The organism is Bradyrhizobium sp. WBAH42 (assembly GCF_024585265.1).
Taxonomy (GTDB): domain Bacteria; phylum Pseudomonadota; class Alphaproteobacteria; order Rhizobiales; family Xanthobacteraceae; genus Bradyrhizobium.
On the sequence record NZ_CP036533.1, the window covers coordinates 7,820,222 to 7,831,859 of the forward strand.

Consider the following 11,638-nt stretch of genomic DNA (forward strand, 5'->3'; position numbering starts at 1 on the left):
TTTTGAAAGCGCCTGCCGATGGCACCAACGCTGCCACTTCAGAGAAAACGGAGAGTTCGGTACGTCTCCGTTTTACGGACAGCAGATGGCAAGGAGTGCTTGCCTGCCAACGCCTATACTCTCGGTTCAAGCGAAATCAATATAGCGGATTGGGTACTCAACGATGAGTCACTGAGTTCCCCTGATTTCGGTTTGCCCCCATCGCGGATGAGGGCGCACTCAGCAGCGTCTCGCTTTAGCTTTTCCAACCGAGCCTGCATGTCTTTCATCTGCGGCTCGATGTTCCAATGCAGGAACATTACAAATGCTGCCTCGGGTCACAAGTGAACACAGCAATCTCGCCGCCTGGGACTAGCCTCCAATCGCATGGCGCTCCTCACGCGCCAGCCGTCGGACCGCTTGGCCCCGCACTTGTCCCTCCAGCCCCAGGGGGTCAGGCTGGCCCGATGGGGCTTTGCGCAGCATCAAGGCGAGAGCCTGCTATCCCGATTGCTATGAGCGATGGTGCGCGAATTGGGAAACGCGAGACCTGAAGCTTTTGGGCTGTAGGTCAGCCGCGATGCGCTTAAACGGACTTTCGATGGTCGGCTAGCCGCACATATGTGCCGCTCTCATGCAGCTCCAACCAGCCGCGCTCCTGCGCCAAGGCGACTGCGGCGCTGAATTGTTCGCCCGTGCCGCCCTGTTTTAGGAAGGGCACATTGATCAGCTCGATGAAGACGCGTCCGTCCTGCACGGGTTGAATGCCGCTGGCGATCTCGACGAGCTTTCGGGCGCCGGTCTCAGGGTCGGCTAAGGGGCGAGCAGATGTGTATTTCATAGTGGCGAGGGACACATTGAGTCGCGGTAGCTGACCAACCAAGTGGAAGTTACTTCGGCTCTTGCCTGCCATCGAATTCGCGAGCGGCCAAGCTAAGCTCCAGCTCTCTGAGCTGTTCGAGCATGTGCTCTACAATCTCTTCGTAGTCAGATGGCGTGAGGGAATGCACGCCGCGCAAAGCCATTTGGTTTTGAAGGATCATCGCCATCATGGCTTTAATGCTCATGGGCCTACATCCGGAAATCAGTACGTCATGAAATTCAATCGAAAGTAGATGCCAAATATTCCGCGCGCGCAATGCCCGTACAAGTACGGGAAATGCATCTGCGAGTGGCCCGCGCTACTTCTTCAACAGCAGTCCCAACGTTCGCGCCATGCGCCTGACCGATCCGGCGTGGCGGCCGAGTTCGGCGGCTATCCTCAATGCGCCAACGCCTTGCCGCGCCAGAACTAATCAATCGTCGGACCTCCTGGTCGGCCCACTGCTTTGGCTTCGGTGTTTTCATGATGCGGCGCTCGACCCGCACCAGTTAACCAGCGAGCGAAATTGCCGACACTTGGGAAATTTACGTGGCCGCAGCATTCCTTCGCGGAAGCGCTCGCCCGCGTGCTCTCCGAAGTCGCGCGTGATCACCGCCGGACTGCGGTCTCCAAGAACTCCTGCACAGAACTTGGCACGTCGTCGTACTCGGCAAAACGCCGACGTAGCTCGTCGGCAATATCCACCGTCACGTCGCGCGACCAGCCCTCGGCGGTGTTGAACGCGACGATCCGCACTGGATGGCTATACTGGTCGTCCAGCAGACGGCGGAGAAGCGTCTCCCGGTCAGTGCCTTCTTCGTCAGCCTCGCACCAGGCGCGCCCGAGCCTGCCAAAATCGTTCAGCACCAGATAGGTGTCGTGATCGACGTGCGGCACGATGGACGGGGAGCGAGGCATACACAGCAACTCACGCTGGGGACGAACGGAAGTTTACCGCGCTCGGGCCTCGCTGTGTAGCGGAGTGCGCTCGGAAATTCCGAGGTACAGGAGGCTGCCCCTGGGGACGCATTGCCCGGCGCCCGCTGGCAGGCCGGATGATGTCCCATCGGCTGGCCGAACCATGCTGATGCGATCTTGATGTCGGCTATCGGCCGTAGAGCGGACGCGGGCCGGGCTACCCCCGACCGCCGCTTTTGACTCGAAGCGGTCATTTCTCTAGACAGGCCGCCTCGCCGGGGAAATGATGGAGCGCTAGGCGAACTGGGGCCGCCGTCATGGACCTGGGAGGTTGGCTGCGGAGGCTTGGTCTCGAACAATATGAGGCAGCATTCCGCGAGAATGAGATCGACGATACAGTCCTGCCGAACCTCACGGCCGAGGACTTGAAGGATCTTGGTGTCGGAATTGTCGGGCATCGCCGCAAACTGCTCGACGCCATCGCCGCCTTGCGTGCTGCAGCGGGCGCACCGGTGCCCCTATCCGACGCTTCTTCGGCAACATGCAAAGCCGCCAAGGACACCGCCGAGCGCCGCCAAGTCACCGTGATGTTCTCGGACCTAGTCGGTTCGACATCGCTCTCCGCACGTATGGACCCAGAAGACCTGCGCGAGATTATTTCGGCGTATCAAACGTGCATCGCCGATACGGTGCGCCGCTTCGGGGGCTTCGTTGCGAAGTATATGGGCGACGGCGTACTGATCTATTTCGGCTACCCGCAGGCTCACGAGGACGACGCTGAGCGAGCCGTTCGCGCAGGATTGGACGCGATTGGCGCAATTGGTGAGCTCAAGTTTTCAGTTCCACTGCAAACCCGCATCGGTATCGCGACGGGCCTGGTCGTCGTCGGCGACTTGATTGGCACGGGATCGGCACAGGAGCAGGCGATCGTTGGCGAGACCCCAAATCTTGCTGCACGGCTTCAGAACGTCGCCAAACCGAACGCGGTGGTCATAGCTGAGAGCACGCGGAGACTGCTCGGGAGCCTGTTCGATTTGGCGGACCTCGGATTGCAGGACCTCAAGGGCATCGATGCGCCGGCGCGAGCCTGGGCAGTGCTACAAGTGAGTTCGGTGGAAAGCCGTTTCGAGGCGCTCCACGGAAGTGGGCTGACCGAGTTAGTCGGACGGCGAGAAGAACTCGATCTGCTGCTACGGCGATGGCGGCGCGCGGCGAGCGGTGAAGGTCAGGTCGTACTGCTTGCTGGCGAGCCAGGTATCGGCAAGTCGCGATTGATCGCGGCGCTCCAGGAGCGACTTCAAATCGAGCTGCACACCAGCCTTAGGTACTTTTGCTCACCGCAGCGCGTCGACAGTGCGTTCTATCCGATCATTACACAGCTGGAGCGCGCTGCCGGTTTTTTGCGCGAAGATACGCCCGAGGCGCAGCTTGAGAAATTGGCAGCGCTGTTAGTGCAGGCATCACCGCCGCAAGAGGATCAGGCCTTGCTGGCAGAGCTGCTATCGATCCCGTTCAAAGGCCGTTTTCTGCCTCTCCAGCTAACGCCCAGAGGAAAAAAGGAAAAAACTTTCGAGGCGCTGCTTCGGCAGCTCCATGGCCTAGCGCAGCAACGACCGGTGTTGATGCTCTTTGAGGACGTGCACTGGATCGATCCCAGCTCGCGCGAACTGCTCGACCTTGTGCTCGAGCGGGTCCAGCATCTACCGGTGTTGCTCGTTATTACATTCCGTCCCGAGTTCGAACGGATCTGGGCCGGACAAACGCACTTCACAATGCTGTCCCTCAGCCGGCTCGACCGGCGCGAGGGCGCTGCGTTGGTTCAGCAGCTCGTCGGCGCAGGAACGCTAACGAGTGATGTCGTTTCGGAGATTGTCGAGCGCACGGATGGGGTGCCGCTATTCCTCGAGGAGCTGACAAAGGTGGTGCTCGAGGCAGATGACCGCGGCGCCAGAACCGCGCTCGCGCATGTTTCGAGGACTGCGCTTGCCATTCCAGCCACTCTGCACGCCTCCCTGATGGCTCGCCTTGATCGGCTCGGTTCACCCGCCAGAGAGGTGGCGCAGGTGGGCGCGGCCATCGGTCGGGAGTTCTCCTACGAGCTATTACGGGCCGTAGCGCAGCGGAACTCAGCTGAGCTTGATGATGCGCTGGATCAGCTGGTATCTGCCGAACTGATTTTCCGGCGCGGAATGCCACCAGACGCGGAATACAGCTTTAAGCACGCCTTAGTGCAGGATGCGGCCTACGGCACGCTGCTGCGGGGAGGCCGTCACAAGCTACATGCAGCCATTGGCAAAGCGCTCGAACTGCTCCTTCCCGAGCGTGCCAGCATCGAGCCCGAACTGTTGGCGCACCATTTCGCGGAGGCCGGACAGGCAGATACCGCCATTTCATATTGGTTGAAGGCCGGGCGGCGCGCGGCGGAGCGCTCTGCCGACCAGGAGGCCGTGCGTCATCTCAGGCGGGGCCTAGAGATGTTAACGACGCTGCCGCATTCGACGCAAAAGGATCAGCAAGAACTCGAATTCCAGCTCGCGTTGGGCACGCCCTTGGCGGCTCAGCATGGGTATGGCAACCCGCTCGTCGGGGCTGCACGCGATCGCGCGATCGCCCTGTGTGAAAAGTTAGGCGACACGGAGAACCTGTTACCGAGCCTCTACGGGCAGTATGCCTACTGCATAGCGAGCGGCAGGATCCCGAAGGCACTTGAGTACTCGCAGCGCTGCCAATCGCTGGCCGCGCACACCGGCGACCGCGTGGCGCGACTGATCGCGCACCGCGCCATGGGCGCCTCGCTGCTTGAAATAGGTGAGTTCGAGGCCGCGAAAGCACAGCTGGAACAGATCCTTGCAATCGACAGAGTCGAAATGGACCAAGCTCTGTCGGTGCTTTACCTCGCGGATCCGCACTCGTCAGGTCTTGCCTATCTGGCATTGAGCCTGTGGGCCTTGGGGTACCCTGATCAGGCAGTCGCAGCACGCCAGAAGGCATTTGAACATGCCATCAGCGCAAACCACGCGAACACGAGCGGCATCGTTGGCATCTATGCTGGCGCACAGTTGTCCGTGTTGCTCGGCAAGATGGCCGACGTTAATAACTACGTTGAAAACCTGAGCGCACAACTTGGATCGCGCGTGCCGCTCTGGGCCATTAGTTGCGGTCAAATACTGAGCGGCTGGGCAATCGGGTGTGCAGAGCAGCTGGAAGGCGGCATTGCTCTAATGAAACAGGGAATACATGCCGCCGAACAACAGGTTCGATTTCATTCTCCGCACTACCATTCACTCCTTGCGGTCCTGCAAGCACGCGCAGGAGATATGCAGGGTAGCCTGAGCACGATCAAAAAAGCCACCGAGCTGATAGCCGAAACAGGCGAATACCTCTGGCAAGCCGACGTGTTGAGAATTGAAGGCGAACTCCAATTGCTTTTCGGTGCATCCATGGAAGCGGAAGCAAGCCTTGTTCAAGCTCTCGAACTCGCCCGCAAGCAGCGGGCAAGATCATTCGAGCTGCGCGTCGCTATGAGCATGGCGCGGCTCTGGCGCGATCGAGGCAAGGGAAACGAGGGCCGCGAGCTGCTTGCGCCGATCTACGACTGGTTCAACGAAGGGTTTGATACCCGCGATTTGAAAGAAGCGAAGGCTCTGCTCGAGGAACTCACGTGAAAGGCGAAGACCTGCGAGTTCCAGTGATGGCCCTAAGCTGAACAACGCAGCACCGGCCGCCTACGTCGGCTGTCGGCCGGAAACCGGACGAGTACGATCGTCGCGGCGACCGTCGCTCCGGCCTCGGATCCTTCCTTCACACTCCGGGTGACGATCTGACGATCCAGAGCGTTTGCCGTCGGGCAGGGGACGCTGCAGCCTCTAGGAGCTTCGTCCATTGGCGTCATCACCTAGGGCGACCTATAGCTTCCGAGAAGAGCTGCTATCGGAAGTGACGATTTCCACGAATTCAATGATCAAGGAGGCGACCTACAAACTCAGAGCTTTCACGAAGGGAGTCATTTGGGCGACTGATAAGGTTTGGTCGCAAATGGAGTCAGTTGGCGGACTGATAAGATAATATGCGAAAGCTTATCAGTCGGGGCCGGGTGGCTTGCGACTGGGTCATTTCTCAAACTCACAAATCAGGGGAAGCTCTTGGGATTTCGCGGTGTTGCAGGCTCGGGCTTCAGTTGAAACTTCAATCCATCGCTGTTGAGAAAGAATAGGGGCCCCGACAGTACCGTACCAAATGCCGCCGCCGTGAGGGGGCCCCCGAAGCAAGCTCCTGTATCGACGTTGACGCGATTGGCTTGAACGTCGGGAGCACGCGTTGCCGTCGGCGTATGGCCGTGGACCACGAGAGCACCGTGCCACAGCCTCGAGGACAGGAACGGCTCACGTATCCACAACATGTCGTCTCTGGACTGGGCCTCCAAGGCGACACCGGGTCTTACTCCGGCATGAACGAACAACCTGTGCTCGTCGCGAACTTGAAGAGGCAACGCCCTCATCCACGCGAGGTGCTCTGCCGGGAGATCGGATGGGTCGTCCTTGCCGTAGGCCTCCAGTGTCTGCTCGCCGCCGTTCGCCCACCACTGAATGATCTCGGCATCGGAGCGGCTCCTATCCGCGGCGCGGCAAAGCATGTGGTCGTGATTCCCCATGAGGCAACGGAATCTCGACGGGGCGCTGGCCTGCTCTCGCATCAGATAGGCTATCACCTGGTTGGAGGCAGGCCCTCTATCGACGTAGTCGCCCAGGAAGAGGAAGTCGTGCTCAATGTCGCGGGCGCTCTTTCGGCAGGCGTCGAGCAGAGACCTGAGCTCCTCGAAGCATCCATGGATGTCTCCAACCGCGAAGGTCATGCGTTCGTTCATATTGACCGTCCATTGCAAATCAATCTAGTTGACATCAACAGGGGCGCTTCGCCACGCAGAATATTTTTTGCAAATGTTCCATAATGTGTAAATTTCTCGGGGCCTCGATTGAATATAGGGAGATTGGAATGGGCGGGGGCGAGGTCGCGTAGTGAGATTGCGAATCCATCGGGGGACGCGGGAGATTGGCGGCACCTGTATCGAATTGGAGAGCGAGGGGACCCGAATCCTGCTTGATCTAGGTCTTCCGCTGAACGCCAAGGACCTTGCTTCCACACCGCTGCCCGACGTCGATGGGCTTTCCGCCCCCAGTGGCAGCCTTCTCGGTATCGTCCTGTCGCACGGTCATCGAGACCATTGGGGTTTGGTGCCAAAGGTAAACCCCGCGATTCCACTCATCATGGGGCAAGAGACAGAGAGCATCATCCGGGCGGCCGCCGATTTCGTTTCCGATGCCGTCGCCTTGAAGGCAAGTCATCACCTCGAGCATCGCAAGCCAATCCAGCTTGGCCCCTTCACCATCATGCCCCGGCTCGTGGATCATTCGGGCTTCGATGCTTACGCTATAGAAATTTCGTCCGGCGGCAAGCGGGTGTTCTATTCCGGCGATCTGCGCGCTCACGGCCGCAAGCGCAAGCTGTTCGACGCGCTGATCAGCGATCCGCCCCGCGACATCGACCTCATGTTGATGGAAGGATCGAGCCTCGGCCGCTTGGCTGATGACGCGACGTTCCCGTCCGAGGAGGACCTGGAGGAGACGTTCGTCACGCGATTCGAGCAGACCGAAGGCTTCGCCCTGGTCGCCTGCTCGGCCCAGAACATCGACCGGGTGGTCACGGTCTATCGCGCGGCAAAACGAACCGGCCGCAGCCTCCTCATCGATGCCTATGCCGCCGAGGTGCTGAAGGCCACGGGGCGCGACAGCATTCCCCAGCCCACGCCGGGATGGTCAAATCTCGCGGTCTATATCCCGCAGAGGCAGCGCGTTCAGTTGAAAGCCAAGGGAATCGCTGCCCTGGTCGATAGCTACCGCGGCTTTCGGGTTTGGCCCGGGCAGCTCGCCGAAAGTGCGCCGCGCTCGGTCATGCTGCTTCGGGGGTGGATGATTTCCGATCTCGAGCGGGCAGGCGCGCTCAAGGGCGCGCGGGTGTTGTGGTCGCAATGGGACGGCTATCTGGCCGAGGGCCAGTCCGGAGCGGCCTTGAAGGCCGACTGCGAGCGCCGCGGTATCCCATTCGAAACGGTACACACCTCGGGACACGCCAGCCCGACTGACCTGAAGCGCCTTGCCACCGCCGTCGCGGCGAAGCGCCTGATCCCCATCCATACATTTGAACGGCTACGGTTTCCGGATCTCTTTAACAACGTGGAATTGGCGAACGATGGCGAATGGATTGACGTCTGAACTGAACTTCCTCAAGCGCGGCCTGTCCAATTCGCAAATGGCAGGTTTGAAAGGGCTCGCAGATAAGACGGATGACAACTGGTGGAAGGAGGTTCTGGAGAGCAAGGATCTCTTGCTAGCAGTCCGAAACGGATACTTAAATGCCTATGTCAAAGGTCAGAGCGTCTTCAAGATTGCCTTTGGGAAAGGCAGCAGCGGCAGCGAGCCCCGCCTTGCGATCCATTACAAGTACCTGGTGAAGCCGGACCTTGAGAAAAAGGATCCGTATGTGTCGTTCAATGGATCGAAGTTTGATATCGAGCCCGAAGACATCATCAACACCGAGTACGAGTCAAAGCTTACCTTGCGTCAACTCATCAAGACGGCTGCTCGATTTGCGGGGCCCGAGAAAAGCGGCGTGCACAAGATCGCCAGGAAGGAGCCGAGGGTCGTCGATCTCGAGGTTGCCTTCACGAGGGCGGGAGAGAACGGCGATCTATCTGCGCCACGGATGGATATCGCCGTATTGGTACCGACGGAATCGGGTGGAGCGGAGCTGGTCTTCTGCGAGGCGAAATGCGCAGACAATCCTGAATTGTGGGGCCTGGAAAAGCTTCCTAAGGGAACAAAAAGTCTGCCCCCGCAAGAGCGTTCCACTGCCGTGATCGCCCAGATCAGGAAGTATGAGCAGTTCATTCAGGCTAAGGAGAACGAGCAAAGATTGATCGATGCCTATGTCAGGGTCTGCAAAAATCTGGCGGACATCAGCGACCAAAGCCCGGCGCGGCAGGTCGATGACCTCGTCAGGCAGGTGGGAGACGGGAGGTTAAAACTGTCAATCCATCGCAACGTTTATCTCCTGGTCTACGATTTCGGCCAGGACGAGAAGGACGGCCGGATCAAGAGAAAGCGGCTGCAGCTGGAAGAGGCCGGGGTAAAGATCATCGCCAAGGGCAAGCCCGAGGACTTCCAATTGGCGAATGACATATTGCGGATGCGATGAGGCAGTGGATTGGTTCGAACGATTGACGGGTTTCCGCGAGGGCAGCTACGCCGATACCCGTGCCAAGCTCAGGGTGGAGGGAGACAAGCTCCGGTCTCTTGTCAACGGCAAGAGCTACGGCATCGGCGAGCTCGTGTCCCCTGCAGACGTTCCGTGAGCGCGTGATGTCTCTCGGCGGCCGGACAGGACGGCTGATACTGGCAGCGGTCAGCGGCGACGTGCGACGATGCAGGCTTAGTCGCGTAATGATAAGAAAACTACCAAATGGAGTCAGCTCGCGAGTGATAAGGTTCCGTACGAAGCGCTGTCAGCTCGGCGACCGATAAGGAAACTGCCGAGCCGCATCGCGGCGCTCACGCATGTGACTTTTCTCAACGAGCAAGTTCGGCATGTTTGGTTGCAGCGTCGTAGATCTTAATCTGAATCGACGGAAATCGATCCTTTAGCTCGACAGCCGCCTTGCGCGCGCCTTCTCTGGTGAGAAAAATCGTTTTAGCGTGTCCGTCCACGATAATCGCGAATCCTTCGAGCGGAAGGTCGTGCAAGCGCTGATGCATGTAATGAATCCCCCTAGACTGAGATTTGGCGTGAGTCGCGAGCGGATTTCAAGCGGCGGAGCCGTCCGGCATTCTACGGCTCAGACAGCCGTGATTGGCGATAGGTCAGTGGCAGCGAGTCAAGTTTGGAAGGTGCCGCGGATCCGAGAACATTGCAAGAAGCCCAATGCGAGTCGCGGCAGGCGCAGCGTTTAGGTAATGTCGGACTGTGCTACAAGGTTCGGGCATTTTCTGATTGGCTATTTGTTATAGGTGTTTGCCGCTAGCGACGCCTGCTCGTTCAACGGAAGATGGCCAGAATGTCCTTTACGGAAAGGCACCCCTACAACTCAGAACCCTTGCCTGCTAACGTCCGGTTGCTAATTGTCGGCACGGCGCCGCCCCCCCGGTTCTCCAATCCCCAATGCGAGGGCGTCCGAGCACATAAACTCGAGTTCAGTTTTTTCTATGGCTCTGGCCATAACAGCATGTGGCTCTGGCTAAACAAAATTGCCGCGGACCAGGGGAGGGCGCTGCCGAATGACGAAGCGAGCGCACAAGAATATGGCGAAGCGGCACGGGAATTTCTTAGACTTAATCGCCTGTGGATGAAAGACGTCTTGCAAAGCTACCGGAGGAAAACCGGCCGGGAGTGCAGTTCGGCCGACGACGACATCATCACACCTTTACCTAGCGAGTGTGTAAATTTTGCTGAGGTCTTGGTGCAGCACCCGTCAGTAGAGGCTTTGGCCTTTACGAGCCATAGAGCGTTTGAATGGTCGCTTATGGCAATGGGGCAGTCAGCTCGCCTCCGCGTCTACCGCGAACGTCTGCGCAATGATCGTACTATCGACCGGATCCAGCCGTTTGACCGGATCAAGATTGGCGATCGAGAGGCCAAATTCTTCTTGCTGCCGTCTCCTAGCGGTCGGGCGTTCTCGAATTGTGAAGCGATTAATATTTATAGGACTGTACTTTTTGGACCAGCTGATGGCTAAGGTCGGCTGAGCCGAATTGCTCACAACTCGGACTAGTAGACTAACTGATAAGGATTGCATCGAGACCTTATCAGTCCGGTGGCGGCGAAGCGATTCCGTTGCGTGGTTTGGCTGTGATGGTGAATAATTTGTGGCTCGGAGGTTCGAGTCGCTCCGGACCTTCACGTTCTTGTGCGAAATGCCCGCCGAGGCCCTAGTCCCGTGCACGTCTCAGCGAGGCTTGCAGCCGCTCTCTTTGCTTCTCCCACCGATCATCCTCGGCGCGTGACCGCTTCTCAAGCGCCTCGACCTCGGCCTGGATGGCCGCTGCTTTTCTTTCGTGCTCGCGCTGGGCCTTGTCAGCGCAGCTTGCGCTTTGGCCGTCGCCCTCTCTCGCCGTTCGCGCTCCCTTTCACGGGCGACCTCTTCCCGCCGGCGCTGCGCATCGCGGCGTTTCTGCTCCTTCTCGTAGTCGGCCGCGGCCTTTCGGGATTCTCGTTCGCTGATTTTCGGAGCAGCTCGCTTCGTCGGCTTCGGCCGCTGTCTTCCGCGCCGGGCCCGGTTCTCACCGGATCCCAGGTCGGACGGGAGATCGGACTGCTCGGCGAAGCGCCCGTTCGATCCCGCCGGGCGCTTGAGCACGACGCGGGGCTTGGACATCGTTGCGGCGACCACGTCGGGGTCGTCCGTCTCCTTGGCGACGCCCTGATGGAAGAGATTGCTGCCAGCGCCCCAGGCTTCGAGCGCCGCTTTCATCGACGGCGCTGCGACCGCGAGATCATAGAAGCCCAGCGACGTCTGAAATGTCTTGAGCTTCCTTGCCATGGATGTCGGCAGCCCGCGGCTTTGTCCTAGCGCCGGCGCGCAACCCAGGTGCCGAGTAGGAAGGCGACGAACAGCGCGGACAACGGGGCTTGCACCGTCACCTTGCGCAGCCGCTCGGCCCAGCGCAGCGCCGCCTCGTTCGAGGGCTGGCGCACCGACCTTCGGCTCCAGGCCGTCTCGGTCTGGCTGCTCGGCTGCGGTGCGCCGAGGGCATCCTGATCATCAACCAGGCCGGAGGCTTCGGTCATCGCGGAAGCTTCTTTCATGTCCATGCGGTCCTCCTATTCCGA

Annotated in this window: 10 protein-coding genes and 1 pseudogene; 4 read left to right on the plus strand and 7 right to left on the minus strand. The window is 59.5% G+C overall.

Annotated elements, in window-relative coordinates; all coding sequences use genetic code 11:
- Positions 1-565 precede the first annotated feature (565 nt).
- The 3 genes from DCG74_RS36645 to DCG74_RS36655 all read right to left on the minus strand — a co-directional run bounded on the left by DCG74_RS36645 (position 566) and on the right by DCG74_RS36655 (position 1,759).
- The gene (locus DCG74_RS36645; protein WP_306557996.1) at positions 566-892 is read right to left on the minus strand and encodes a hypothetical protein; all 327 of its coding nucleotides are present in this window, start codon (positions 890-892) and stop codon (positions 566-568) included.
- Positions 870-1,046, minus strand: coding sequence for a hypothetical protein (locus DCG74_RS36650; protein WP_172787585.1), 177 nt, complete (start codon positions 1,044-1,046; stop codon positions 870-872). The genes DCG74_RS36645 and DCG74_RS36650 overlap by 23 nt, the downstream gene beginning before the upstream one ends.
- Positions 1,047-1,450: 404 nt before the next feature.
- The gene (locus DCG74_RS36655; protein WP_172787586.1) at positions 1,451-1,759 is read right to left on the minus strand and encodes a hypothetical protein; all 309 of its coding nucleotides are present in this window, start codon (positions 1,757-1,759) and stop codon (positions 1,451-1,453) included.
- A 317-nt stretch (positions 1,760-2,076) separates the two neighbouring features.
- Between DCG74_RS36655 and DCG74_RS36660 the strand changes: the two genes are divergently transcribed.
- Positions 2,077-5,424, plus strand: coding sequence for an adenylate/guanylate cyclase domain-containing protein (locus tag DCG74_RS36660; protein ID WP_172787587.1), 3,348 nt, complete (start codon positions 2,077-2,079; stop codon positions 5,422-5,424).
- A 464-nt stretch (positions 5,425-5,888) separates the two neighbouring features.
- Here DCG74_RS36660 and DCG74_RS36665 read toward each other — a convergent pair whose 3' ends face one another.
- Positions 5,889-6,623 (minus strand): metallophosphoesterase family protein, encoded by a 735-nt coding sequence (locus DCG74_RS36665; protein WP_172787588.1) that lies wholly within the window; start codon positions 6,621-6,623, stop codon positions 5,889-5,891.
- 151 nt (positions 6,624-6,774) lie between these two features.
- Between DCG74_RS36665 and DCG74_RS36670 the strand changes: the two genes are divergently transcribed.
- Entirely contained in the window at positions 6,775-8,028 is a 1,254-nt protein-coding gene (locus DCG74_RS36670; RefSeq protein WP_172787589.1) for an MBL fold metallo-hydrolase, read from the plus strand.
- Positions 8,018-9,010, plus strand: coding sequence for a hypothetical protein (locus DCG74_RS36675; protein ID WP_172787590.1), 993 nt, complete (start codon positions 8,018-8,020; stop codon positions 9,008-9,010). The genes DCG74_RS36670 and DCG74_RS36675 overlap by 11 nt, the downstream gene beginning before the upstream one ends.
- Positions 9,011-9,381: 371 nt before the next feature.
- Here the strand turns inward: DCG74_RS36675 and DCG74_RS36680 are convergent, their stop codons facing one another.
- Positions 9,382-9,567: a hypothetical protein gene (locus DCG74_RS36680; RefSeq protein WP_172787591.1), complete on the minus strand. Its 186-nt coding sequence runs from the start codon at positions 9,565-9,567 to the stop codon at positions 9,382-9,384.
- A gap of 299 nt (positions 9,568-9,866) precedes the next feature.
- Here DCG74_RS36680 and DCG74_RS36685 point away from each other — a divergent pair, with 299 nt between their 5' ends.
- Entirely contained in the window at positions 9,867-10,544 is a 678-nt protein-coding gene (locus DCG74_RS36685; RefSeq protein ID WP_172787592.1) for a hypothetical protein, read from the plus strand.
- A gap of 193 nt (positions 10,545-10,737) precedes the next feature.
- Here DCG74_RS36685 and DCG74_RS36690 read toward each other — a convergent pair.
- Together DCG74_RS36690 and DCG74_RS36695 are read right to left on the minus strand one after the other, a co-directional pair.
- Positions 10,738-11,348: pseudogene (locus tag DCG74_RS36690) on the minus strand (cell envelope biogenesis protein TolA).
- A 26-nt stretch (positions 11,349-11,374) separates the two neighbouring features.
- Positions 11,375-11,620, minus strand: a complete 246-nt coding sequence (locus DCG74_RS36695; protein ID WP_172787593.1) for a hypothetical protein — start codon at positions 11,618-11,620, stop codon at positions 11,375-11,377.
- Positions 11,621-11,638 lie beyond the last annotated feature (18 nt).